General features: G+C 68.6%; 25 protein-coding genes. 5 read left to right on the top strand and 20 right to left on the bottom strand.

The window, feature by feature from the left end:
- The first annotated feature begins 59 nt into the window (after positions 1 to 59).
- Positions 60 to 575 (top strand): polyadenylate-specific 3'-exoribonuclease AS, encoded by a 516-nt coding sequence (locus A5780_RS08225; RefSeq protein ID WP_030514741.1) that lies wholly within the window; start codon positions 60 to 62, stop codon positions 573 to 575.
- 75 nt (positions 576 to 650) lie between these two features.
- Here A5780_RS08225 and A5780_RS08220 read toward each other — a convergent pair whose 3' ends face one another.
- From A5780_RS08220 to A5780_RS08175, 10 genes are all read right to left on the bottom strand, one after another.
- Positions 651 to 1,376 (bottom strand): 1-acyl-sn-glycerol-3-phosphate acyltransferase, encoded by a 726-nt coding sequence (locus A5780_RS08220; protein ID WP_030514742.1) that lies wholly within the window; start codon positions 1,374 to 1,376, stop codon positions 651 to 653.
- A gap of 320 nt (positions 1,377 to 1,696) precedes the next feature.
- A complete protein-coding gene (locus A5780_RS08215) occupies positions 1,697 to 2,758 on the bottom strand; it encodes an ROK family protein (protein ID WP_064908152.1) in 1,062 nt (353 codons plus the stop codon).
- Positions 2,755 to 3,498, bottom strand: a complete 744-nt coding sequence (locus A5780_RS41765; RefSeq protein ID WP_231982891.1) for a hypothetical protein — start codon at positions 3,496 to 3,498, stop codon at positions 2,755 to 2,757. Before A5780_RS41765 ends, A5780_RS08215 begins: the two co-directional genes overlap by 4 nt.
- The gene (locus A5780_RS08205) at positions 3,495 to 4,739 is read right to left on the bottom strand and encodes an ArsA family ATPase (protein WP_321190234.1); all 1,245 of its coding nucleotides are present in this window, start codon (positions 4,737 to 4,739) and stop codon (positions 3,495 to 3,497) included. Before A5780_RS08205 ends, A5780_RS41765 begins: the two co-directional genes overlap by 4 nt.
- Positions 4,740 to 4,792: 53 nt before the next feature.
- The gene (locus A5780_RS08200) at positions 4,793 to 5,230 is read right to left on the bottom strand and encodes an SRPBCC family protein (RefSeq protein WP_063017261.1); all 438 of its coding nucleotides are present in this window, start codon (positions 5,228 to 5,230) and stop codon (positions 4,793 to 4,795) included.
- A gap of 23 nt (positions 5,231 to 5,253) precedes the next feature.
- Positions 5,254 to 5,637 carry a hypothetical protein gene (locus tag A5780_RS08195; protein ID WP_030514747.1) on the bottom strand — a complete coding sequence of 128 codons (384 nt, stop codon included), beginning with the start codon at positions 5,635 to 5,637 and terminating at the stop codon, positions 5,254 to 5,256.
- A 123-nt stretch (positions 5,638 to 5,760) separates the two neighbouring features.
- Positions 5,761 to 6,933, bottom strand: coding sequence for a glycosyltransferase family 4 protein (locus A5780_RS08190; protein WP_064908151.1), 1,173 nt, complete (start codon positions 6,931 to 6,933; stop codon positions 5,761 to 5,763).
- Positions 6,934 to 6,999: 66 nt separating this feature from the next.
- Complete coding sequence (locus tag A5780_RS08185; RefSeq protein WP_064908150.1) at positions 7,000 to 8,001, bottom strand: hypothetical protein; 1,002 nt, start codon at positions 7,999 to 8,001, stop codon at positions 7,000 to 7,002.
- 53 nt (positions 8,002 to 8,054) lie between these two features.
- A complete protein-coding gene (locus A5780_RS08180) occupies positions 8,055 to 9,071 on the bottom strand; it encodes an NlpC/P60 family protein (protein ID WP_064908177.1) in 1,017 nt (338 codons plus the stop codon).
- A gap of 255 nt (positions 9,072 to 9,326) precedes the next feature.
- Positions 9,327 to 9,920 (bottom strand): C40 family peptidase, encoded by a 594-nt coding sequence (locus A5780_RS08175; protein ID WP_063017254.1) that lies wholly within the window; start codon positions 9,918 to 9,920, stop codon positions 9,327 to 9,329.
- A 550-nt stretch (positions 9,921 to 10,470) separates the two neighbouring features.
- On the opposite strand from A5780_RS08175, the gene A5780_RS08170 reads away from it, so the two are divergent.
- Positions 10,471 to 12,306 (top strand): DEDD exonuclease domain-containing protein, encoded by a 1,836-nt coding sequence (locus tag A5780_RS08170; RefSeq protein WP_082976340.1) that lies wholly within the window; start codon positions 10,471 to 10,473, stop codon positions 12,304 to 12,306.
- A gap of 46 nt (positions 12,307 to 12,352) precedes the next feature.
- Here the strand turns inward: A5780_RS08170 and A5780_RS08165 are convergent, their stop codons facing one another.
- The 5 genes from A5780_RS08165 to A5780_RS08145 form a co-directional block, all read right to left on the bottom strand.
- Entirely contained in the window at positions 12,353 to 12,628 is a 276-nt protein-coding gene (locus A5780_RS08165) for an Lrp/AsnC family transcriptional regulator (protein WP_036500227.1), read from the bottom strand.
- 157 nt (positions 12,629 to 12,785) lie between these two features.
- Positions 12,786 to 14,414 (bottom strand): cytochrome bc complex cytochrome b subunit, encoded by a 1,629-nt coding sequence (locus A5780_RS08160; RefSeq protein ID WP_063017252.1) that lies wholly within the window; start codon positions 14,412 to 14,414, stop codon positions 12,786 to 12,788.
- A complete protein-coding gene (locus A5780_RS08155; RefSeq protein ID WP_064908175.1) occupies positions 14,411 to 15,559 on the bottom strand; it encodes a ubiquinol-cytochrome c reductase iron-sulfur subunit in 1,149 nt (382 codons plus the stop codon). The genes A5780_RS08160 and A5780_RS08155 overlap by 4 nt, the downstream gene beginning before the upstream one ends.
- Before the next feature lie 20 nt (positions 15,560 to 15,579).
- Complete coding sequence (locus tag A5780_RS08150) at positions 15,580 to 16,458, bottom strand: cytochrome c (RefSeq protein ID WP_063017250.1); 879 nt, start codon at positions 16,456 to 16,458, stop codon at positions 15,580 to 15,582.
- Between the two features lie 81 nt (positions 16,459 to 16,539).
- Positions 16,540 to 17,151: a heme-copper oxidase subunit III gene (locus A5780_RS08145; RefSeq protein WP_082857314.1), complete on the bottom strand. Its 612-nt coding sequence runs from the start codon at positions 17,149 to 17,151 to the stop codon at positions 16,540 to 16,542.
- Between the two features lie 209 nt (positions 17,152 to 17,360).
- Here A5780_RS08145 and A5780_RS08140 point away from each other — a divergent pair, with 209 nt between their 5' ends.
- Both A5780_RS08140 and trpD read left to right on the top strand, forming a co-directional pair.
- Positions 17,361 to 17,798, top strand: a complete 438-nt coding sequence (locus A5780_RS08140) for a hypothetical protein (RefSeq protein WP_063017248.1) — start codon at positions 17,361 to 17,363, stop codon at positions 17,796 to 17,798.
- Positions 17,799 to 17,948: 150 nt separating this feature from the next.
- The gene (gene trpD / locus A5780_RS08135; RefSeq protein ID WP_063017245.1) at positions 17,949 to 19,001 is read left to right on the top strand and encodes an anthranilate phosphoribosyltransferase; all 1,053 of its coding nucleotides are present in this window, start codon (positions 17,949 to 17,951) and stop codon (positions 18,999 to 19,001) included.
- Between the two features lie 24 nt (positions 19,002 to 19,025).
- On the opposite strand, the gene A5780_RS08130 is transcribed toward trpD, so the two are convergent.
- Genes A5780_RS08130 through A5780_RS08110 form a run of 5 tightly spaced genes read right to left on the bottom strand, consistent with a single transcriptional unit; the run spans position 19,026 to position 24,114 of the window.
- On the bottom strand, positions 19,026 to 19,478 hold the full coding sequence (locus A5780_RS08130) for a MaoC family dehydratase (RefSeq protein ID WP_063017243.1): 453 nt from the start codon (positions 19,476 to 19,478) through the stop codon (positions 19,026 to 19,028).
- A gap of 41 nt (positions 19,479 to 19,519) precedes the next feature.
- On the bottom strand, positions 19,520 to 21,004 hold the full coding sequence (locus A5780_RS08125) for a long-chain fatty acid--CoA ligase (protein WP_064908149.1): 1,485 nt from the start codon (positions 21,002 to 21,004) through the stop codon (positions 19,520 to 19,522).
- On the bottom strand, positions 21,001 to 22,158 hold the full coding sequence (locus A5780_RS08120) for an acyl-CoA dehydrogenase family protein (RefSeq protein ID WP_064908148.1): 1,158 nt from the start codon (positions 22,156 to 22,158) through the stop codon (positions 21,001 to 21,003). The genes A5780_RS08125 and A5780_RS08120 overlap by 4 nt, the downstream gene beginning before the upstream one ends.
- A gap of 20 nt (positions 22,159 to 22,178) precedes the next feature.
- Complete coding sequence (locus A5780_RS08115) at positions 22,179 to 22,937, bottom strand: SDR family NAD(P)-dependent oxidoreductase (RefSeq protein ID WP_064908147.1); 759 nt, start codon at positions 22,935 to 22,937, stop codon at positions 22,179 to 22,181.
- 25 nt (positions 22,938 to 22,962) lie between these two features.
- The gene (locus tag A5780_RS08110) at positions 22,963 to 24,114 is read right to left on the bottom strand and encodes an acyl-CoA dehydrogenase family protein (RefSeq protein ID WP_064908146.1); all 1,152 of its coding nucleotides are present in this window, start codon (positions 24,112 to 24,114) and stop codon (positions 22,963 to 22,965) included.
- 140 nt (positions 24,115 to 24,254) lie between these two features.
- On the opposite strand from A5780_RS08110, the gene A5780_RS08105 reads away from it, so the two are divergent.
- Positions 24,255 to 24,920: a TetR/AcrR family transcriptional regulator gene (locus A5780_RS08105; protein ID WP_036523997.1), complete on the top strand. Its 666-nt coding sequence runs from the start codon at positions 24,255 to 24,257 to the stop codon at positions 24,918 to 24,920.
- Positions 24,921 to 24,967: the final 47 nt, after the last annotated feature.

Genomic DNA, 24,967 nt, shown 5'->3' with positions numbered 1-24,967 from the left:
TTCGGCCGAGATATCACCGCGAGCGCCGGTGTACGCCGAATCGGAAAGGGCACGACCGCGTGAAATATTTTTATGACTGCGAATTCATCGAGGACGGAGTGACGATCGATCTGATTTCGATCGGCGTGGTCTGCGAGGACGGTCGGGAATATTACGCGGTGTCAACGGAATTCGACCCCGAGCGAGCCGGGCAGTGGGTACGGCGCAATGTATTGCCGAAACTTCCCTCCCCCTCCTCGCCGCTGTGGCGCAGCCGGCAGCGCATTCGCGACGACCTCTATCAATTCCTGGTACCGCGACCGACCGTGCGTCCGGAATTGTGGGCGTGGGTGGGGGCCTACGACCATGTGGCGTTCTGCCAGTTGTGGGGGTCGATGGTGGATCTGCCGACGGCCCTGCCGCGCTACACCAACGAGCTGCGCCAGCACTGGGATCACCACGGCCGGCCGGAGTTGCCGCCGGTGCCGGCCGACGCGCACGACGCGCTGGCCGACGCCCGGCACAATCTCGCCAAGTACGAGGCCATCGAGGCGTTCCGGCGCAGCGGCGCGATCACCGGTATCGATCGGCGGTAGGCGGCGGGCGCCGCGCTGCCGATACGACTCGGCCCCCGGACGGTTGTCCGGGGGCCGAGAACGTAACGGCGAAAGTCAGCTCGCGAGGGTCTCCGGGATCCGTTCTGCCTCGGGGCGGCTGCCGGAGGGCACGCCCTTCTTCAGGCTGGCGGCGTAGACGTCGACGTACTCCTGACCCGACATCCGCATCAGCTCGTACATGATCTCGTCGGTGACGGCCCGCTCGACGAAGCGGTTACCGCCCATTCCCTCGTAGCGGGAGAAGTCGATCGGCGCACCGAATTTCACGGTGACGCGGCGGCGGCGCCACCGGAACGGGCCGGGAGGGCACACCTCGTCGGTCCCGATCAGCGCCACCGGGATCACCGGCACACCGGTCTCCAGGGCGAGGCGTGCCACACCGGTCTTGCCCTTGTACAGGCGGCCGTCGGGCGAGCGGGTGCCTTCCGGGTACAGGCCCACCATGCGGCCCTCGCTCAGCAGTTTGCGAGCGGTGTTGAGCGCATCCTCGGCGGCGCTGGCGCCGCTGCGGTCGATCGGATACTGGCCGGTGCCGGAGAAGAAGAACTTCTGCAGCCGGCCCTTGAGTCCGGGCGTGGTGAAGTATTCGGCCTTGGCCAGATAGGTGATGCGACGCGGGCTCAGCAACGGGGTGAACAACCAGTCGGTGAACGACAGATGATTGCCGGCGAGGATGACTGCTCCGTCGGCGGGAATATTCTCCACGCCCTCGACCTTCGGCCGGTTGTAGATGTGCATGAAGGGCCCGACCAGCACGAATTTGAGCAGCCAGTAGAACATTGCGTCCTTTCCCCTGTGATTGTCGAACGGGACCGGCCTCGTCGCAGGCACCTCCGTCGGCACCGACTCTACCGTCGCCGACCTGCTGCGACCAACCCCACACGAGGTATTTCACATGCCCGCAATCACATCGGTGAAATCGGGTACACATGAGGTGCTTACATGCGCGAAAACCGACCGGGCGTCGAGCGAATCGGCGAGATGTACGACGCCCCGGATCGTTTGCTCCCTACCTCGTGCGCCCCGGCCGCCCGTTCGACGCCCCGGCGCGAGAAGCCGATCCGCTTCCCGTCGCGCGGCATCGGCGGGGAGGAGGAAGACTATTCCCGGCCTGCGGCGGAGCGAGGTCGGCTCACGGCCGCCGAATCGACACCGCTGCCGGTTGTCCGCGAACGCCCTTCGGCCGCCCCGGTCTCGAGCGCCGTGCGCGCGAGTTCGGCCGCGCCGACCATCCCCGCCGCCTCACCCAGTTGCGTGGTGCGGATGCGAGCCAGCGGGCGATGACGGCCGCCGGTGATGGCGGCGGCGTAATGCTCGCGCGCGTCGTCGAGGAACAGCGGCGCCGAGGAGCTGACGCCACCCGCGATGACGATCAGGTCGGGATCGAAGATGTCGCTGACGAAGGCCAGTCCCAGCCCGAGCCAGCGGGCGAAATCGGCCATCACGTGCAGCGCCACCGGATCACCGTCGTGGGCCGCGCCCGCGACCCGGCGCCCGGTCAGCGATCCCGGATCGCCGACCACCTCGCGTGCCAGGATCGTGGAGGGCATCGGATCGGTGGCCAGCATTTCGATCGCGGTGTCGACCAGAGCGGTACCGCTGCAGTAGCGCTCCCAGCAGCCGCGTTTGCCGCACGGGCAGATCCGGCCGTGCGGCACCACCTGCAGATGGCCCAATTCCGGTGCGACACCGTAACTTCCGCGATACAGCCGCCCCTCCACCAGCAGCGCCGCGCCGATGCCGGTGCCGATGGCGACCAGTACGCCGTTGTGCGCGCCCGCGGCCGCGCCGAACCGGTATTCGGCCCACATCGCCGCGTTGGCATCGTGTTCGAGGATCACCGGCAACCCGAGCCGGCGTCCGAGCCGGTCGGCGACCGCGGTGTCCTCCCACGGCAGATGCGGCGCGAAACGCACCGAGGAGCGGGATTCGTCGACGAATCCGGCGACCGCCAGCCCGACCGCACCGATGTCGTGGCGCGCACACAGTTCCCGGACCGCGCGGTCGAGGCCGTCCTCGAGTGCGTGCGCGGAATGCGGCGTCGGCGCCTGGACGGTGTCGAGAACCTCCCCGTCCCCGTCGACGACCGACGCCCGGATATTCGTCCCGCCGACATCGATACCGACGGTGAGCGGAGCCTCTCTTCCGACCCTGCTGGTCATTTCTTGATCCGCACCGGGATGGGAACGTATCCGGGTCGCTCGACCGAATCCCGCCCCCGCCCAGCACGTTCGGCCGCGCGCCGGCCACCGCGGCGCGCCTTGCTCCCCTGATCGTCGGCCGCCGGCTTCGCTCCCGGAGCCTTCTCCGTAGCGCCGCCGCGGTCGTGTCCGGGCGCGTCCGCATCCCGTCGGACACCCTTCGCGCGGCGGTCGGCACCGGGAGCACTGCCACGCGCTTCGGCACCGGGACCACTACCGCGCGCTTCGGCCCTGGGATCACTGCCGCGTGTTTCGGCTTGGGTCCCACTGCCGCGCACCTCGGCACCGCGGTCCGACACATCGCCGGCCGCCCCGCCCGCGATCCACCCGTCGTGCTCCGTTCGCTCCGAACTCGGATCGGCGCCGACTTCCGTTGCCACGGAATCGTATTCGCCGGATTCGTCGTCGGCGTCCGGAAGGTCGTCCGGGAGCAGCGGTTCGACCGGCACTCCGGCCAGCGCCTCGCGCAGCACGGTCACGATCGCGGTGCCGTGGTCGGCGACCGCGGCGACGAGCTCGTGGTGTTCGCCGCGAACCAGCGCCGCGGTCGCGCAGACGGGACACCAGCTGCAGCTGTCCCATTCGCGGCCGTCGGCGGCCGCGCGGCGCAGGGCGGGTTCGACTCGTTCGAGCAAGGTTTCGGCGAGGGCGCGCAGTTCCTGGGCGAATTCGCCGAAACTGTCCTCGTGGGCGTGGGTCATTGCGGCCAGACCCCCGGGTCGGGCCGGAAACGCACGATGAGCTGCTCACCGTCGAGTTCGGCGCTGTCGACCGTGCACCGCCGCAATACCGGCGCCAGTCGTAGCCGCCGCCGGACCCCGTCCGCTCCCACGATCACATCGTCCTCCACTCGTCCGAGTCGCAGCGTGCCCGGGTCGACCACCGGCAGGCGCATCCGCAGCGTGAATACCGAATCCAGCCCGGTGCCCGACTCCCACCGCACCTCCGGCTCCCCTGCGGCGGTGCCCGGCTCCGGCGTCGTGTCGCCCAGCATAGGGTCTGGCTCGGCAGTCGGCGGGTTGCCACGAACGGGCAATGCCTGCGCCAGCGCCGACAACGCCCGCGGTCCGACCGGTTCCGGGCCGCTGTGATGGGCGATCACCACGGGCACGTCGGGCATCCGGCGGCGCAGGTCCGCGATCACGTCGAGTTGTTCCGCGCGCCGCTGCAGGTACCACTGCACCGCGGGGTGCGCGCCACCGTCGGCCGGCGGCACCGGCGGCAGCACTTTGTTCACCACCACCGCGTCCAGGCGTATACCCAGAAGCGCGGCCGCCGAACGCACCCGCGCGGATTCGGCCAGCGCGACCCGTTCGGCGCCGGTGATCAGCCGCGCCCCGGTGCGGTGCGAATCGGCGAGCAGATCCCGAATCGCCGTGACCGCGGCCGCGATCCGCTCCACCGTCGCCGCCAGCACCGCGCGCCGCATATCCGTACCGGTCGCACTCAGCACCCGGGCATGGGTGGGCCAGATTCGCTCGAGGTAGCCGAGCAGGGTGTCGGGTGCGGTGACGATGCGCAACATATCCGCCGAGGGCGGGCAGTCCACGATGATCAGATCCCAGTCGTCCTCACCCGCGAACTGGGCGATCTCGGTCAACGCCAGTAGTTCCTGCACGCCCGGCAGTCCGGTGAGTTCGGCGGGATCGAGTGCGGCGAGGTCGATGCCGTGATCGTGGCCGGCGCCGGACAGCATCCGCGCGACGTCGCGGAACCGATCCTCCAGCAGCGCAAGCGAATCGATCTCGATGACGTCGAATCCGGGGGCGACGGTCACCACCCCGGCAACCGTGCCGGGATCGTGCGCGAAGCGGAAACCCAGTGCGTCGCCGAGCGAATGAGCCTGGTCGACCGAGGCGACCAGCACGCGCTGTCCGGCCTGCACCGCGGCGATGGCCGCTGCGCAGGCGAGCGTGGTCTTACCGACTCCGCCCTTGCCGATGAACAGTTCGAGACGGGTCGTGACGGCACCACGACCGCGCTGCGGAGGCCGGGTCAGCCTTCGACCCGTTTCTTGAGTTCTTTGAGGGCCGTATCGGTGATCACCTTCTCGGCCTTGCGTTTGAACATCCCGATCATCGGGATGGTGAGGTCCACGGTCAGCTCGTACACCACCTGGGTGGTGCCGTCGGGCTGCTCGATGAGCTCGTAGGTACCGTCCTGCGCCTTCTGCAGGTCGCCGCTGACCAGTTGCCAGCTCACCGCCCGTCCGTCGGCCCGCCAGGTGTAGGACAGCACGTAGGTGTCCTTGACGACGCCGGCGTCCAGCACGAATTTCGCCGTGCGGGCCCGTCCGTCGGGGAAGGTCTCCAGTACGTCCACCGATCGTGCCGCCGATACCCATTCGGGATACGACGGTAGATCGGCGATGACGGCCATCACCCGATCCGAGGGGGCATCGATGGTGATCGACCTCTGGGTCCGGTCGGCCATGACTGACAGCGTTTCCTTTCGACCTAGCGTGACGGCGCCACACCGGCCGGACGGCCGGCCTCCAGCCGCGATTTCACCTCGAACGACATCTTCTTGCCGGCGACCCGCCGGGAACGGTTGGCGGCCATCAGGGTTCGGGGCGAGAGTGCGGCCGCGCCCGGCGGTTCGGCATGCATGAAGTAGTGCAGGATCACCCCGTCCAGCGACGGCTCCAGCCAGACCTCCATGGTGCCGGTCAGCGGCCCGCTTACCGACCAACGAATTCCCTTGTCACCCCGGTCTTCTCGCACCTCGAGGGTGAGGTCGGGCCACCAGCGGTGCCATCGCGACCGATCGGCCAGGACCTCGGCGACCGCGGCGCCGGGCGCGGCGACGAAGGTCTGGTCGGCCACCTGGATGCTGCTCACGGCTGTGGCTCGCTGCTGCGCTCGCTCATGAAGCCCGAGCCTACTGGGTCGGAGCCCGGAGGCGGTAACGCAGTGCCGAGCCCGCGCGACCTGCCGTCACGCGCGGCCGGGGCGCCGGCCGGCTCACCGGACGGAGCCGTCGGATCCCAGGACACCGGAATGCGCGCCGGGATCGAGCAGACCGCGCAACCGGCCGCCCAGAACGTCCCAGCGCCACTGGTCGGCGACCCATTCGCGACCGGCGGCGCCCATCCGCGCCGCGGCGTCGCGATCGGACAGGATGTCGACGACGGCGGCGGCCACGGCTCGTTCGTCGCGCCCGTCGACCACCGTGCCGGTGCGGCCCTCGAGAACGGTTTCCGGTGCGCCGCCGGAGTTTCCGGCGACCACGGGCACGCCGGTGGCCGATGCCTCCAGATAGACGATGCCGAGGCCTTCCACGTCGAGCCCGGCGCCGCGGGTGCGCGAGGGCATCGCGAAGACGTCGGCGAGGGTGTGGTGGGCGGCCAGTTCGGCGGCGGGGACGCGACCGGTGAACACCACGTCCGACTCCAGGTCCAGCGCGCGCACCAGCGCGCGCAACTTCTCCTCGTACGGGCCACCGCCCGCGATGACCAGCACCGCGCCGTCGATGCGGCGGCGGATCTCGCGCATCGCCAGAATCAGCATGTCCTGGCCCTTGCGCGGGACCAGCCGCGACAGGCACAGCACCGTGGGCCGCTCGCCCAGGCCGTACCGGGCGCGCAGTTCCGCCCGCGCGGCGGGGTCGGGACGGAAGACGGTGCTGTCCACCCCCGGCGGCAGATATTCCAGGGCAGCCTGGGCGCCGAAGGCCGCGGCGAAGCGGCGGCGCGTGTATTTGCTGACGTAGGTGACGACATCGGTGTGGTCACCGATCACCCGCAGCACCTGCCGGGCGCCCGGCAGCATGGACCAGCCCACCTCGTGGCCGTGGGTGCTGGCGAGGATCCGATCCGCGCCGAAACGGCGCAGCGCCGGCGACATCAGGGCCAGTGGCGCGGCCGCACCGAACCAGACGGTATCGCATCGTTCGTCACGCAGCAGCGTGGCGGCGCGGCGCAGCACCAGCGGGGTCGGCAGCATCAGGGTGGTCGGGTGGCGCACCACCCGGAACGGCTGCTGGGCATCGAACCGCAGATGGGAGTCGCCGCGCCAGCGGGGCGCGTAGACCACGAGGTCCTCCGGCGGCATCCGCAGCGCGAGCGAATGAACATACGACTGGATGCCGCCCGGCCGGGGCGGAAAGTCGTTGGTGATCAACAGCGTGCGGCCCATGGGGGCGAGTCTATGGGTGTGGCCGCCACGTCCGGCGCAACGGGTGTGGCCGCCGCGTCCGGGCTCCTAGGCGGCCACGCGGGCCTTGATCCAGTCGCGCCAGGCGGAGACGAATTCGGTTCGGCCCAGGCCGAGTGTCTCCCGCAGGCCGCGATCCAGCGCGGCCTGGTCCTGGGGGCCGGTGGCGAGCCGGTGGTAGAGCGCCACGAGTTTCGGCTCTCCGAATCGGTCGGCGACGAACGCGTTGGCCGACCAGGCCTGTTCGTAGGCCAGGGCGGCATCGGCGCCGGGGCTCGGCGTGAACGCGGTATCGGACGGCAGGTCCGCGGGCAGCTCACCGGAGCGGGCGCGGGTGGTGACGGTCGGCGCGAGCTGCGCGAAACGCTGCTGATCTCCGCGGTGGCCGCAGTACTCGGCGAACCCTTCCAGCACCCACTGCGGGGAACCGTCGACGGTCCCGGCCCGGGCGGCGACGTGGGTGAGTTCGTGGCGCAGGGTTTCGCGCAGACCGTCCGGGCCGAGCCGGCGCCCGGCATCGGGCGAGAAAACGATCCGCTGACCGGTGGGCTGGGTGCCGGGTACGAACGGATCCGACACCGAGGCCGCCGCGACCTGGTCGGACACCGGACCGGTGGCGTGGGTCAGCGCCGCGAATTCGGAACTGCTCGACGCGACGGCCACCACGGCTTCGTGGGCCCAGTCGGTACCCCACACCTGGGAGACCGCCGTGACCGCCGGGCCGGCCTCGCGGGCGAGCTGGTCGACGTCGCCGCGCTGGTACGGATGCCCCAGCACAACCGACAACTTGCCGTCGTCACCCGAAACGTGTTGCGCGACAACGGGTCCGTACGAACTCATGATGCGCCGCAACTCGGGCAGCTGCGGATCGGCGTGCGAGGGCGCGGAATCGGTTTCCGCGGCGGCGGGCACGGTGTGCAGGCCTGTCTTCGGCAGCAGCAGTAGGGCGCCGCCGGCCGCGGTCAGCGCCACCACCACGGCGAGGGTGGCGACGAATTCGAAGCGCCCACGATGCGCCAGCCATGTCCGGACCCGCAACAATCCGCTCATACGACACGATCCTCACGTCGGTGTGATGACTCGCCGCCAGATTCTCGCAGTGTTTACGGCATTCCGATCCAGTATCGGCGCGCGGAATGGAAGGGGGTGTTGCCCATCGGCGCCACCGCGACCGGCACACCGAAAGTGGAGGCGTGCAGGATCATGCCATTTCCGGCGTAGATGCCGACGTGCGAGGCGTCCGAATAGAAGAACACCACGTCGCCGGGCTGCAACGAGTCCCGCGACACCGGCGTGCCGACGGTGGCCTGCGCCTGGCTGGTGCGCGGCAGATCGATACCCACGTGATGGAAAGCCCACTGCACCAGGCCGGAGCAGTCGAACTGATCGGGGCCGGTCGCACCCCAGACGTACGGATCGCCGACGCGGGTCAATCCCGCGGCCAGCGCGCTGGTACCGCTGCCCGGGACCAGGCCGCGCAGCAGGGTGTCGCGGTCGAAACCGGGCGGGAACAGCGATCCGGCGAGGGTGGATTTCTCCCCGGCCGAGAGCGCACCCCAGGCCTGGATGACCTGAGCCATCGCGCCCTGCAGATCGGCGCGCTTGTGTTCGAGGTCCGCGCGCACCTGGTCGGCCTTCTGCGCGGCGGCCTGCGCGGCGTCGGAGGCGGATTTGGCGGCGGTTTCAGCGGCGGTGGCCGAATCGGTGGCCTTGGAGAATTGCGTCAGCTGATCGGCGGTCTGCGTGGACAGCACATCCAGCGTCGACATCTGGTCGAGCAACTGCTGCGGGGAATCGGAGACCAGCACCGAGAACAGCCGGTTGGTCCGGGCGCCCTGATAGGCGGCGATCGCGGTCCGGTCCACGGCCGGTTGATATTTGCGCACCTCGGCCTTGGCGGCATCGAGGGCCTGGGTCGCGGTCGCGAGTTTGGCATCGGCGTCGCGGGCCACGCCCTGTTTGGCTTCCAGATCGCCCTGCGCGGCCAGCGCCTGCTGGTTGAGCTGCTCGGACTGATGCGACAACTCGATGAGCCGCTGCACCGCGTCACCGGCGGTGGCCGGTTGTTCCGCCGGAGCCGGATCGGCCGTCGCCAGACCACCGGAAGACGCTCCGAACATGAGCGCGCCCACTGCCAGTGAGCCGCCGACCAGGCGTCTGGTTCTGTTGTTGCGTTGCGCGTTGCCCTTGTGCGCTGTCACGGCCTGCCGTGCCCCGTTCTCTCGTCCCGAGCTGGAAACCACGAAGGTCTCGATAAGGTTACGGAACGGCGACCGTCCATGTCCAGCAGGGCACGAAACGATCACGCCGTATAGCCCGAATGCCCGGATCGGCGGTCCGAACTGTGCGGAATGCGCCGATCCGGGTGGGTCGAATCAGTAGCGGCGAGCGCCCGCGACCGGCATCGAGGAGATCGGGGCGACCTTTACCGGCTCACCGGCGGTCGAGGCGTGCACCACGTTGCCGTCGCCGACATAGAGCGCGGAGTGGCTGCCGCCGTAGAAGGACACCACGTCACCGGGCTGCAGCGCGTCCAGCGAGACGGGGGCACCCTCCTCGAGCTGTTCGTAGCTCGTACGCGGCAGTTCGCGCCCGGCCTGCTCGTAGGACCACTTCACCAGGCCCGAGCAGTCGAAGGCGTTCGGGCCGGCGGCACCGTACGAGTAGGGGGCGCCGACCTTGGACAGGGCGGCATCGGCCGCGCGCTGACCGACGGTCTGCTGCGGCGCGAACGGCGCGGGAGCGATCCCCGGAATCTGAATGCCCGGCGGGACGGCGCCCTGCGGAACGGCGCCCAGGACCTGATCGGGAACATCGAAGGTGCCGACGCCCGGTACGGTGACCGGCGCGGCCGCGGCGGTGGTCGCCGGGAGCAGCAGAGCGCTGAGGGTTGCTGCGCCAACGGCTCCGGCCGCAACGGCCCGGCGGGCGGTACGAGGCAGCCCCTGAACCTGTCGCTTGATCGCCATGATGCGGTACTCCTCATCTGCCCCACGACGCCGCACCCGGTGGTGCGTCGGACTCCGTGAGGTCTCGAAAAGATTACGAGGGCATAACGGTGCGTTGTAAAGCCCGGACGCGTCGTCTCGGGTTCAGGTAAAGGCCCCCGCTCGACAGCATGCGAGATAGCTCACAGTGATCACGAAACGATAACGACGCCGGTCGCCGGATGCGTTTACCCAGGTGCGTCCCGCCCCAGGATCAGGCGAGCCACCACCGGAGCCGAGAGGCGCTCCGGCGGGAAACCGCAAGTAACCGAGAGCATGTCGGCCGGAAACCAACCGAACAGTCCGCACGTTTGAGAACCGGCACCGCACAGTCAAGCCCGGCTTCGCCGTCGCCGTCGCAGACCTCGCTCGTTCGCCGCTAATTCATAGCCGTACCGAATTACCGTGACCCTGATCACTTTTCGGCATACTCGTGCAATCCGAACCTCGCAGAGCGCAGATCTCGCGCCGGTCCGGCTGCCCGCCGACATCCGGAACGATCCTGTCGGACCCTGCGCCTACGCTGCTCGCCGTGCCCTCCCCCGTCCCGCGACCGGCCCAGCTGGCCCTCGAACTTCCCGGTCACGGCGGTGACGAGCCCGAGATCGCACTGCGAGACGTCACCTTCGTCGTGGTGGACCTCGAGACCACCGGGACCCGGCCCGACGGGGACGCCATCACCGAAATAGGTGCGGTGAAGGTGCGCGCCGGCGAAGTACTCGGCGAATTCGCGACGCTGGTCGATCCCGGCTGCGCGATTCCGCCGCAGATCGTGCAGGTCACCGGCATCACCACCGCGATGGTCCTGGAGGCCCCGCGAATCGAGGCCGTGCTCCCCGGATTTCTCGAATTCGCGTCGGGCGCAGTGCTCGTCGCCCACAACGCGCGCTTCGACATGTCCTTCCTGAAGGCGGCGGCCCAGCGCTGCGAGACCGCATGGCCGGCCTTTCAGGTGCTGTGCACGGTTCAGCTGGCGCGGCGCATTCTCGATCGGGACGAGGCGCCGACGGTGCGGCTCTCGGCGCTGGCTCAGCTCCTCGGCGCCTCCACCCGGCCCACCCACCGCGCCCTCGACGACGCGCGCGCCACCGTCGACGTCCTGCACGCGCTGTTCGAACGGGTGGGCAATCTCGGGGTCCAGACCCTGCCCGAATTGATGGACTATCTGCCCGAGGTCACGCGCCGCCAGCGCTCCAAGCGCATCCTCGCCGCCGATCTGCCCGCCGCACCGGGGGTGTATCTGTTCCGGGGACCCTCGGAGGAGGTCCTCTATATAGGGACGGCGGTGAATCTGCGCCGGCGCGTGCGCAATTACTTCACCGGCTCCGAAACCCGCACCCGCATGCGGGAAATGGTCATGCTCGCCACTCGCGTCGATCACGTCCGCTGCGCGCACGGACTGGAAGCGGGAGTGCGCGAGCTGCGCCTGCTGGTGGCGCACACCCCGCCCTACAACCGGCGCTCGAAATTCCCCAAGCGCGCCTGGTGGCTGACCATGACCGACGAGCCCTTCCCCCGATTCGCGGTGAGTCGCACCCCCACCGCAGATGCTCTGGGGCCCTTCCATTCCCGCACCGACGCCACCGAGGTCGCGGCAACCCTCGCGGAATACAGCGGACTGCGGACCTGCACGACACGCATCCCCCGCGGCGGGGTGCACGGCGGCGACTGTCCGCCCGCGGCCGTGGGCGGGTGCCCGGCGGCGATCTTCGGCGAGCGGGTGCCGGCCGCACAGTACGCGGCGGCCCCGCGGGCGGTGCGGGATCTGTTCACCGGACGCGACGACGCACCTTTGCGCGCGATCGCCGCCCGCATCGACGAGTACGTCGCCGCAGAGCATTTCGAGGCCGCCGCGCGGCTGCGTGATCGCACCTGCGCCGTGGTGCGGGCGCTACGGCGCACTCAGCGCCTGGCCGCCCTGGCCCGGATCGCCGAGCTGATCGCGGCCCGCCCCGACGGCAGCGGCGGCTGGGAGTTCGCGGTGATCCGCTACGGGCGCCTCGCCGCCGCCGGAACCGCCGCACGCGGTATCCCGCCGATGCCGGTGGTCGAGAGCCTGGTCGCCGCCGCCGAGACGGTCCGCCCGACCACGATCACAGCAAACCCGTCAGCGGAGCCGCGCATCCCCACCGACACGGATGATCTGCACGATCCCGACCACCCGCCGCTGCGCGGAGCCCCACCCGAGGAGACCGGCGTGATCGCCCGCTGGCTCGACCAACCCGGGACCCGCATCGTCCGCACCAGCGACGGCTACCGGGAACCGCGGCTGGGCGCGGGTCCCTGGCTCGCCTGGGTCGAACGTGCCGAGGCGGCCACCCGCGTGGAATCGGCTGCGAGCGAATACCTCACGCGTACCAGCGCGTAGTAGCTCACGGCCGGTTTTCACCGGACACCAGGCGCGAGCGCGGCACTCACTCCCCCAGCGAGAACCCCGCCTCCACATCCGCACTCGAATACGACTTGAAGGCGATATGCGTCGTCGTGCGCAAGACTCCGGCGGTCTTGTTCACCCGACCGGTCACCACCTCGGCGATCTGTTCGTGATCGCGCACCCGCACCACCGCGATCAAATCGACGTCTCCCGCGCACGAGTAGACCTCGGCGACGCCGTCGAGATCGGCCAGTGCCTGCGCGGTTTCGGGAATCCGGGCCGCCTCGGCGTGGATCAGAACGATCGCGGTAATCATGAGCGCGAGTCTAATTGCGCGCCGCCGACGAGCCCGCACCGTGGCCGTATCGCCGCAGGAACGCGGTCGCCACACGGCACCAGCCGCACATGACACGGCCGCACATACGACGGAGCCCCGAGCCGAATGATCGACTCGGGGCTCCGAAACAGCGAACTCAGTGGCTGTGCTTGCCGCCGCTGCCGCTGGTCTGCTCCTGGTAGGTGGCCAGGACCTCCAGCTGCTTGTGCTCGGCCTCGTGCTCGCTCGCGGTGAGTGCCTCGGCCTCGGCGGGCGGATCGGCCCGCAGGAACGAACCCGAACCCGGCTTGCCGGCCCAGCCCAGCTTGTTCATCTTCTTCGGCACCGGCGCGCCCTGGTACTCCAGCGGAATCGGGTGGCCGTGGGCGTCGACCGGGCCCAGCGGCTGGTGCACCTCGATGTACTCACCGTGCGGCAGGCGCTTGATCACACCGGTCTCGATGCCGTGCTCGAGGACCGTGCGGTCGGCGCGCTGCAGGCCCAGGCACAACCGGTACGCCAGGAAGTAGGCGATCGGCGGCGCGAGGAGCAGGGCGATGCGGAAGAACCAGGTCGTCGCGTTCAGCGACACGTCGAACTTCAGCGCGATGATGTCGTTGACACAGGCCAGGGTCAGCACCAGGTAGAAGGCGATGGCCATGGCGCCGATCGCGGTGCGCACCGGCACGTCACGCGGACGCTGCAGGATGTTGTGGTGCACCGTGTCGCCGGTGAGGCGCTTCTCGATCCACGGGTACGCGATCAGCACCGCGAACACCAGACCCATGATCAACGCGACCCAGAACGGAGCCGGAACGGTGTAGCGGCCCAGATACAGCTCCCACGGCGGCATCAGACGGGCCATACCGTCGGTCCACATCATGTAGAAGTCGGGCTGCGAACCGGCCGAGACCTGTGACGGGTTGTAGGGACCCAGGTTCCAGATCGGGTTGATCTGCAGCACACCACCCATGACGGCGAGCACGCCCAGGGTGAACATGAAGAACGCGCCCTGGTCGGCGGCGAACACCGGCACGATGCGGGCACCGACCACGTTGTTCTCGGTGCGGCCCGGTCCGGGGAACTGGGTGTGCTTCTGGTACCAGACGATCGCCACGTGCGCCGCGATCAGCGCCAGCATGATGCCCGGGAAGAGCAGCACGTGCGCGATGTACAGACGCGGGATGATGATCGTGCCCGGGAAGTCACCGCCGAAGATCAGCCAGTGCATCCAGGTGCCGACCAGCGGAATACCCATGGTGATACCACCGAAGGCGGCCCGCAGACCGGTACCCGACAGCAGGTCGTCGGGCAGCGAGTAACCGAAGAAGCCCTCGAACATCGCCAGGATCAGCAGCAGCGAGCCGATAACCCAGTTCGCCTCACGCGGCTTGCGGAACGCGCCGGTGAAGAAGATGCGGAACAGGTGGATGATGATCGAGCACGCGAACAGCAGCGCCGCCCAGTGGTGCACCTGGCGGACGAACAGACCGCCGCGCACCTCGAAGGAGATGTTCAGCGCCGTCTCGTACGCCCGCGACATGGTGACGCCGCGCAGCGGCTGGTAGGCGCCGTGGTAGACGACCTCGCTCATCGACGGATCGAAGAACAGCGTCAGGTAGATACCCGACAGGATCAGGATGATGAAGGCGTAGAGCGCGATCTCACCCAGCAGGAACGACCAGTGGGTCGGGAAGACCTTGTTGATCGACCGTTTCACGAACGCCGCGGCACGGTACCGCTCGTCCATCTCGTTGGCCTGTGCGACCACTTTGCTCGGACTCATGAACGACGCTCCCAGAAGGCCGGACCGAGCGGCTCGATGAAGTCGCCGTTGGCGACCAGGTAGCCGTCGGTGTTGACGGTGATGGGCAGCTGCGGCAGCGCGCGGGCGGCGGGACCGAAGATCGGCTTACCCCACTCGGTCGCCGAGAACTGCGACTGATGGCACGGGCACAGGATCCGGTTCGTCTGCTGCTCGTACAGCGACGTCGGGCAGCCCAGGTGAGTGCAGATCTTCGAGTACGCCCAGTAGTCACCGAAGTTGAAGCTCTCCTGGCCCCTGCGCTTGATCGCCTTCTGCCCGTCCTCCGGGCGCAGGCGGATCAACATGACCGCGTTACGGATGCCACGCAGCGACTGGAGGGTCTCCTCCTCGTTGCCGCGCCACTCCTCTTTCCACGGGAACACGGTCTCCATGGCGCCGGCGTCGAGGTCCTCCGGCCGCACCAGCACGATGTCCTCGGGCCGGCCGGTGTCCTTGCGCAGGTAGATCGTCTGGCCCGGGAAGTCCGGAGTCCAGCCCGACACCCACAGCGGGGACTTCATGCCCTTGGCCCACGGGTTCTTGATCATACCGCCGACGAACAGGAACAGTGCGCCGATACCCAGCACACCCACGCCCAGTCCAGCGGTACGGGTGATCATCTTGCGACGTCCCAGCGTCGAGGTCTCCAGCGCGTCCGACAGCTGCGCGCCCAGGGTGCGCCGGTCGACCTCGTCGGAGGGACCGTCGTGGCGGGTCTGGATGGAGATCTCGTTCGGGACGAACTTCTTGCGGATGATGACGGCGGCGACACCGATGGCCAGCACCGCGATACCCAGCAGCAGGCCGTAGAGCGGCGTGGCCAGCGAGTACAGGCCGTTGCCGTCCTCGTTGCGGCCCTTGTACTCCCAGGGCCAGAACAGGAAGACGCCGATCAGCCCGGCCGCCGCGAGGGCGGAGATGGCGAACCAGAACGTCACGTGCCGCTCGGCGCGCTTCTCCGCGCGTGTGCCCGGAACCGGCCAGCGCGGAGCGCGGTAGACGACGTCGACGCCGTCGCGCGCGGTACCGAGTTCGACCAGCTCGGCGGTCGACATCGCGTCGAGCTGCTCCTCGGTGGGGTTCAGGTTCACGCCCTTACCGCCGCCATCCTCAGGCCGGCTCATCTCGTTTCGCTCCTGTTCGCTCATGATCGCGATCCGATCCACATCGCGGCGCCGACCAGCACGATGATGCCGGCGACCCAGATGGCGATGGCCTCGGTCGCGGGACCGAAACCGCCCAGGCCGTATCCGGCCTCCGGCTTGGTCTCGGTGCGGTCCTTCACATAGGCCACGATGTCACGCTTCTCCTCCGGAGACAGCTGCCGGTCGGAGAATTTCGGCATGTTCTGCGGGCCGGTGAGCATCGCGGTGTAGATCTGCTGCGCGTTGGCCGGCTCCAGCGGCGGCGCGAACTTGCCGGAGGACAGCGCACCGCCCTTACCGGTGAAGTTGTGGCAGGACGCGCAGTTGAGGCGGAACAACTCGCCACCGCGTCCCAGGTCGGCTCCCTTGATGAGGGAATCCTGCGCGATCTCGCCGTTCGGGTCGCGAACCACGGTCGGGCCGCCGCCGTTGGCCGCCACGTACGCGCCCAGCGCGTCGGTCTGGCGGGCGTCGAACTTCGGGGGCTTGCGCTGGATCTGCGCGCCGTTACCCGCGGCGGGCATGCGACCGGTGGACACCTGGAAGTAGACCGCCGCCTCGCCGACACCGATCAGGCTGGGGCCGCGGTCCTGAACACCCTGCAGGTTGGCGCCGTGACAGGTGATGCAGGAGGTCTCGTAGATCTGCTTACCCTCGCGGATCAGCGCCGACTGATCCTCGTTGGCCGTCGCGACCTGTGCGTGCGGGGTGAGCGCCGATGCCGCGAAGCCGGCTCCGACGAGGCCCATCAGAAGAACCAGACCGCCGGCGAGCTTGCGGCGCATCCGGCGCTGCTTGCGGGTCTTGATGGCCTGGTTGTTCTCAGCGCTGCCGATCCCGCTCGTGGGATCTGGCGCTGACGGGGGCGATGAACTCATCTGTGTCCCTTTGGAGTAGACGGAACCGACTTGTGCAAAGTGTGTATTTGTCGCGGACCGCGCGTGACGGCCGCCGCCCGGCTAGCGGACGAAGTAGATCGTGGCGAACAGCCCGATCCAGACGATGTCGACGAAGTGCCAGTAGTAGGAGACGACGATGGCCGCGGTGGCCTGCGCCGGCGTGAACTTACTGACCTTGGTGCGAATCAGCAGGAAGATGAACGCGATGAGACCGCCGATGACGTGCAGACCGTGGAAGCCGGTGGTGATGAAGAACACCGAGCCGTAGATGCTGCTCGAGATGGTGGTGCCCTCTTGGTAGAGCGCGTGGTACTCGGTGCCCTGACCGGCCACGAAGAACGCGCCCATGAAGAAGGTGAGCAGGTACCAGCGGCGCAGGCCGAAGACATCGCCGCGCTCGGCCGAGAACACACCCATCTGGCAGGTGAACGAGGAGGCGATCAGCACGGCCGTGACCGGCACGGCGAGCTTGAGGTTCAGCTCGGTCGGTTCCGGCGGCCAGTTGCCATGAGCCTGGGCACGAGCGACGAAGTACATGGCGAAGAGGCCGGCGAAGAACATCAGCTCGCTCGACAGCCAGATGATGGTTCCGACGCTGACCATGTTGGGCCGGTTCAGCGAATGCACACGCTGAGTAATGGCCGATCCTGGGGTCCCTACTGCGGTCGTCACGCCGGTAAGTATGACTCGTCGTAGTACGACAGGCGTAGCCGGGTGCGAATTCGGGGTGTCGGGCTCGGAATCATCAGCGCGCGTGCGGGTCTGGAGCCCGGTTCGGCGTGTCCGGTGAACCCGCAGGTCGAGCGTCGATGCGACCACGGTGACCAGCGGAAATCCCGAGTATGCGATGCTGCGTCGACGCGCGGAGGAAGGCGGGTGGCATGGGAATTCGATCGGTGTGGCAGCGGCTGTCGGGCCGGGGTGCGGCGACGGAATTGGATCCGGCGCGAACGGATCTGATGGTCGTGGTGTCCAGTTTCGACGATGCCGAAGCCTGCTCGAGCGCGCTCGCGCGGGCGAGCGGATGGCGCGCCGAGGAGCAGGCCCTGCTACGCCATCATCTGCGCATCCCGGCCACCGCCCGGGACGAGGTCGTCGACATCGCCGCCCAGGACGGCTACTCCCCCGCCGCGACGTCCGAGGCTTCCGATCCGACCGGCAGTCATATCGAATTGGTATTACAGCGGGTGCAGATCCTGGACGCGCTGCACTGCTCGCAAGAACGGTCGCGGATGGCCGGATTGGCGCAGCGGCACGAGGGCACGGCGGTGGGCTGGGACGCACTACAGCCGAGCGGAATCGAGCCGGGATCTCCGTAATCTTCTTCCGCAATCTTCTTCCGTAACGCCGAGAACAAAGAAATTGCCTCCGCCGATTAGGCTGCTAGCCGGGCGGCCGACGACGATCCGACGGCCCCCACGCCCGCGCGGACGAGCGGTGCGGGTGTCCGATCGCGAACGGGAGATGTGATGAGCGCGCGCAGCTGGCCCGAGATTCTCGGTGCCCTGACCGACGGGGTCGATCTGACCGCGGAGGAGGCGGCGTGGGCGATCGACGAGATCTTCTCCGACAACGCCACCCAGGCGCAGATCGCGGCCTTCGGCGTGGCCATCAAGATGAAGGGCCCCACCGCGATCGAGCTGTCCGGCCTGGCGACCGGCATGTTGAGCCATGCCCGGCGGGTGTCGCTCGATATGGGCGCGGTCGACATCGTCGGCACCGGCGGCGACCGCTCCGGCACGGTCAATATCTCCACGATGTCCTCGATCGTGGTGTCCGCGGCGGGCATTCCGGTGGTCAAGCACGGTAATCGGGCCGCGTCGTCGAAGAGCGGCGGCGCGGACGTGCTCGAGGCGCTGGGCGTGCGGATCGCGTTGAGCCCGGAGTCGGTGGCCCAGTGTGTGCGCGAGGTGGGCATCGGCTTCTGCTTCGCCCCGCTGTTTCATCCGGCGCTGCGGTTCGCCGGTCCGGCGCGCAAGGAGATCGGCATTCCGACGGTCTTCAACGTGCTCGGCCCGCTGACCAATCCGGCGCAGCCGAGCGCGGGACTGATCGGATGCGCCTTCGCCGAGCTCGTCCCCGTGATCGCCGGGGCGTTCGCCGAACGCGGCGCCAATGCGCTGGTGGTGCGCGGAAACGACGGCCTCGACGAGATCACCACCGCCGATACCACCGATGTGTGGGTCGTCGCCGCGGGTGAGAAGTACGAGACCGTCATCGATCCGACGCTCCTAGGCATCCCCCGCGTGGATCCGGCGGCACTGCGCGGCGGCGATGCGACCGTCAACGCCGCGATCGCCCGCGACATGTTCAACGGCGCCCCGGGGCCCGTCCGCGACGCGGTCCTGCTCAACTCCGCCGCCGCGATCGTCGCCTTCGAGCTGACCCCCGAGACCGCCCGCACCGACATCCACGAGCTGCTGCGCCCGGCGCTGGAGCGGGCGGCGGCCTCGGTCGACACCGGAGCGGCCACCCAGTTGCTCGACCGCTGGGTGAAGGTGAGCAACGAGCTCGGGGACTGAAACCGGGGAACAGCCCCCGGGCTGTCACTTCAGGTAGCGCACGATGCTTTCCGCGACGCACGCGGGCTTGTCCGCCCCGTCCAGTTCGATGGTGACGGTCCGCACCGCCTGGATGCCGCCGGGGATCTCGGAGACCGAGTCCAAGTGGACGCGGGCGCGGATGCGGCCGCCCGACGGCACCGGCGTGATGAAGCGAACCTTGTTGAGCCCGTAGTTGATTCCCATCGTGATGCCGCCCACCGTGGTCGCCTGGTTGCTCAGCGGCACCAGCAGCGACAGGGTGAGGAATCCGTGCGCGATGGTGTGTCCGTAGGGGCCCTGCGCGGCCTTCTCGGCGTCGACGTGGATCCACTGGTGGTCGCCGGTGGCGTCGGCGAAGGTATCGATGCGGTCCTGGTCGACCTGCAACCAGTCGCTGACACCGAGTTCGGTGCCCACGGCCGCGGCGAGCGCGTCCAGATCGGCGAAATCTGTCATGTCCGGTCCCTTCCGTGCTGCCGGGGCGTTGCGCCGGCAGCTCACATGAAACGTTGTTTCAGTTCGCGTTTGAGCACCTTGTGCGTGGGCCCCAGCGGCAACTCGGAGACGAACTCCACGCGCCGGGGGTATTTGTACCGTGCCACATGCTCGCGGCCGTAGGCGACGACTTCCTCGGCGCTGAGCTCACCGGCCGGCACGACGATCGCCACGATCTCCTCGCCGTAGTTCTCGTCCGGCACTCCGATCACCGCCACCTGCGCGATCCTCGGATGCCGCAGCAGCGCCTCCTCCACTTCGGTGGGATAGACGTTGAATCCGCCGCGGATGATCATCTCCTTGATCCGGTCGACGATCCGCAGATATCCCTGCTCGTCGCGCACGCCGAGGTCGCCGGTGCGGAACCAGCCGTCGACCACGGCCCGCGCGCTCGCCTCCGGATTGCCGGTGTAGCCGCTGAACACGTTGTGCCCGCGCACCACCACCTCTCCGACGCTGCCGGTCGGCAGCAACTCGATGCGGTCGGTGACGCCGGGATCGGCGATCTCCACGTCCACGCCCCACACCGGATGTCCGACGGTGCCGGCGCGCGGTCCGAAGACCGGCTGGTTCACCGCCGCGGTCGGTGAGGTCTCCGAGAGCCCGTACCCCTCGAGGATCCGCGCGTCGAACACCTCCTCGAACCGTTCCAGCACCGGCAGCGGCAGTGCCGCACCCCCGGAGATGCACAGCCGCAGTGCGGGGAGTTCGGCGGCGCCGGCGGCCGCCTCGATGAGTCCGTGATACATCGTCGGGACGCCGTGGAAGGTGTTCACGCGTTCGGTCACCATGAGCCGAATCGCCTCGGGCGCGGTGAATCTCGGCATCAGGACGAGGGTCGCGCCGACCCGCCAGGTGGAGTTCATCGAAACCGTCTGCCCGAATACGTGGAACAGCGGCAGCGCGCCCAGAGCCACATCGTCGCGGTGCACATCGTTGGCGTCGAAGGCGTTCACGGTGGCGCACATGACCATATTGAGATGGCTGAGCTCCGCCCCCTTGGGCCGGCCGGTGGTCCCGCTGGTGTAGAACACCACGGCGGTATCCAGCGGCGAGCGCGGGACGAACAGCGCGATCGCCTCGCCCGTCAGGCCGTCCGGTCGCACGCAGGCGATGCCGACCCGGCGAGCCGCCTCCGCACCGACCGATTCCACCTGCGGATGGCAGATCAGCAGCGTCGCCCCGCTGTCGCGCAGGACGAATTCGGCCTCGTCGGCGGTGAGCAGCAGATGCACCGGCACCACCGTCGCCCCCGCCGCGAGGATCGCGTAGTAGGCCCGGGGAAAGTCGGCCGTATTCGGGCACATCAGCGCGACCCGATCCCCCGGCCGGATACCACGCTCGATCAACGCGCCGGCCTGTTCCCTTGCCGCACGCCACAATTCGGCGAAGGTGAGCCGACGCTCGCCCTCGATGAGCGCCACGTGCCCGGGTCGGCGCCGCGCCGGTTCGGCGAGGATGCTCGCCAGCGACAGCGTCGCGTTCACAGCCCCATATCCTTGGCGATGATCATCTTCATGACCTCGTTCGTCCCGCCGTAGATGCGATTGACCCGATTGTCGGCATAGAGCCGGGCGATCGGATATTCGTTGATGAAGCCGTAGCCGCCGTGCAGTTGCAGGCAGCGGTCGATGACGCGCGCGGCGACCTCGGTGCAGAACAGCTTCGCCGAGGCGGCGTCGGCCGCACTGAGTTCACCGGCGTCGAGGGCCTCGAGAGCCCGGTCCACCACGGCCTCGGCCGCGTCGACCTCGGCCTTGCAGGCGGCGAGCTCGAATTTGGTGTTCTGGAACGAGGCGACGGGTTTGCCGAAGACGTTGCGCTGATGGGTGTACTCCTGCGCGAACCGCACCGCGGCCGCCGCCTGGGCGTAGGCGCCGGCGGCGATGGAGAGCCGCTCCTGGGGCAGATTCTGACCCAGGTAGGAGAAGCCCTTGTTCTCCTCGCCCAGCAGATCCTCGACCGGCACCCGGACATCGGTGAAGTTCAGCTCGGCGGTATCGGAGGCCCGCAGCCCCAGCTTGTCGAGTTTGCGGCCGATCGTGTAGCCCGGTGACTTCGTGTCGACCACGAGCAGCGAGATGCCGAAGCGGCGGTCGTCCTCGCGGGGCGGCGCGGTGCGGGCGCAGACGATCACCCGGTCGGCGTTCACGCCACCGGTGATGAAGGTCTTGGCGCCGTTGAGCACGTAGTGCGTGCCGTCCTCGGAAAGCTTGGCGGTGGTGCGCATTCCGGCCAGATCCGACCCGGTGCCGGGTTCGGTCATGGCGATGGCGAACATGATCTCGCCGGCGGCGAATCCGGGCAGCCAGCGCTTTTTCTGTTCCTCGGTGGCGAGCTTCTTCAGATACGGCAGGCACAGTCCGACGTGCACGCTGGATCCGCCGAACGACACACCAGCGCGTGCCGTCTCCTCCATGAGGATGGTCTGGAATTTGAACGAGTCGATGCCGGCGCCGCCGTATTCCTCGGGCACCTCGATGCCGAAGACGCCCAATTCGGCGAGTTTGTAATAGAAATCGCGGGGCACGATGCCCGCCTCCAGCCACGTGTCGTAGACCGGGACCACTTCGGTCTCGACGAATTTGCGGACCGTGCCGCGGAAGGTGTCGTGGTCCTCGGTAAAGCTGGTTCTGCGCATGATGTTCTCCTGGAACGGTTTCAGAGCCGACGGCCGCCGTCGACGTAGATGGTCTGGCCGGTGATGAAGGACGCCTCGTCGGAGGCGAGGAAGGCGACGGTGTTCGCGATGTCGTCGGGGCGGCCGACCCGGCGCACCGGAGTGATCTCGGCCGATTTCGCCTGCCATTCCTCGACCGACACGCCGACGCGGGCCGCGGTGGCGGCGGTCATCTCGGTGACGATGAAGCCCGGCGCGACCGCGTTGACGTTGATGCCGTAGGGGCCCAACTCGATCGCCAGGGTGCGGGTGAGTCCCTGAATGCCCATCTTGGCGGCCGAGTAGTTGGCCTGGCCGCGGTTGCCGAGCGCCGAGACGCTGGAGGTGTTGACGATCTTGCCGTAGCGGCGGGCGACCATATGCCGTTGTGCCGCACGGGAACACAGGAACGCGCCGCGCAGGTGTACCGACATCACGGTGTCCCAGTCGTCGGCCGACATCTTGAACAGCAGGTTGTCGCGCAGCACGCCGGCGTTGTTGACCAGGATGTCGAGCGACCCCAGCTCCGCGGCGACGCGATCGAAGGCGGCGTCGACGCTCGCCTCGTCGGTGACATTGCAGGCCAGCGGGACGGCCACCCCACCGGCGGCGACGATCTCGTCCGCGGTTGTCTTGCAGGCGTTCTCGTCGAGGTCGGCGATGGCCACGGCCGCCCCGTCGGCGGCCAGGCGGGCCACGGTGGCCGCACCGATACCCCGGGCGGCCCCGGTCACCACGGCCACTCTGCGCTGATCTGTCATCGAATTCTCTCCTCGAAATCGGTTGTCACACGAAGGCGTTCACGCCGGTGAGGGCGCGGCCGATGAGTAGTTTCTGGATCTGGCTGGTGCCTTCGTAGAGGGTGAGCACCCGCGCGTCGCGCAGGTTCTTCGACACCGGGTATTCGTCGATGTACCCGTATCCGCCGAATACCTGGATGGCGTTGTTGGCCGCCTTCACCGCGGCCTCACTGGCGAACAACTTCGCCACCGAGGCCTCGGTGCCGAACGGTTCGCCACGATCGACCAGGTCGGCGACTCGCCAGGCCAGCAGCCGCGCGGCCTCCACATCGACGGCGATGTCGGCGATCAGCTCCTGCACGAGCTGGTAGGAGGCGATCGGTTTACCGAACTGTTCGCGTTCCCCGGCATAGCGCACGGCGACCTCGAGGCAGGCGCGGGCGACCCCGACACATCCCGCGGCCACGCCCATGCGCCCCTTGTCGAGGGCGGCCATCGCGATCCGGAACCCCTGTCCCTCGCCGCCGAGTCGCGCCGAATCCGGCACCCGCACCCCGTCGAGCACGATCTCCGCGGTCGCCTGTCCGCGCAGACCGAGTTTGCCCTTGATCTCGGTGCGGCCGAAACCCGTCGCGTCCGTGGGCACGAGGAATGCGGTGACCCCCTTGGGTCCCGGTCCGCCGGTGCGCGCGAAGATCAGCGCGATATCGGCCCAGGTGCCGTTGGTGATGAACATCTTGGTGCCCGAGAGCACCCAGTCCTCGCCGTCGCGGACGGCACGGGTGGTCAGATTCGCCGCGTCGGACCCGGTGCCCGGTTCGGTGAGGCCGAAGCAGCCCAGCGACTCTCCCGCGCACAAGCGGGGCAGCCAGTCCCGCTTCTGCTGCTCGCTGCCGTAGCTCTCGAGCGATTTCCCGACCAGCCCGAGCGAGACCGACACGATGCCACGCACCGAGCTGTCGCCGCGGCCGAGTTCCTCGAGCAGCAGGCAGTACGACAGCGCGTCACCACCCGAGCCGCCGTACTCCTCCGGGATCTCGATACCGAGAAAGCCCATGTCGCCGAGCTTGCGCACGATCGCGGTATCCACCGATTCGGCGCGATCCCAGGCCGCGGCGTAGGGCACGACCTCCTTGTCGACCCAGGCGCGGGCAACCTCGCGCAGCTCGCGTTGGGCATCGCCGAGTTGCAGATCCATGACGGAAAACTCCTAACCGAACGTTGTTAGGTATCTATTGCCACGATAAACTAACAGCGTTCGGATGTTCAAGGCTCCGGTGCCCGACGGTGTAGGTTGACTCGGCACGGTCCGGTTTCGCGGCGAAGGAGGTGGCGAGGATGCCTCGGCCACGGGTACCGCTACTGAGTCGCGAACGCATCCGCGAGACGGCACTGGAATTGATCGACCGCGACGGACTACCCGAGCTCTCGATGCGGAAACTGGCCGCCGAGCTGGGCGTTCAGGCGGCCTCGCTGTACGGCCACTACCCCACCAAGGACGATCTGCTCGACGATATCGCCGCCGGCATCATGTCCCATGTGGACGCCTCGGCCTTCGAAACCGCCGACTGGCGCACCGGCCTGATCTCGTGGGCGCGTTCCTACCGCGCCGCCCTGGTCCGCCACCCCAACTTCGTCCCCTACCTGGCCTCGGGCCCCGGTAAGCGCGAGGAGAATCTGCGCGCGGCCGACGCCGTGCACGGCGGCCTGGTCGGCGCCGGCTGGCCACCCCGCCAGGCCACCATGATCGGCGCGGCCACCCGCTACGTGGTGATGGGTTCGACCATCGGCTCGTTCTCCCGCGGCTTCGTCGACGACGTCCAGGTCTATCGCGACCGTTACCCGCATCTGGAACAGGCGCACCTGCTGCGCGCCAAGGCCGACGAAATCGACTCGGAGAGTTTCGAATTGGCGCTGGAATCGTTCGTCACGGGCCTGGAGATCCGCTTCGCCGCCATCCAGCAGCGCCGCGCCCGCCGCCGCGAGAAATCCGCCGAGGTCTGACCCGGGCCCACCCGGCGGAAACGCCGCGGGCCGGCTCGGAATCACCG

Source organism: Nocardia sp. 852002-20019_SCH5090214, assembly GCF_001665865.1.
Classification (GTDB): Bacteria; Actinomycetota; Actinomycetes; order Mycobacteriales; family Mycobacteriaceae; genus Nocardia; species Nocardia nova.
This window is presented reverse-complemented; position numbering and strand designations above follow the sequence as displayed.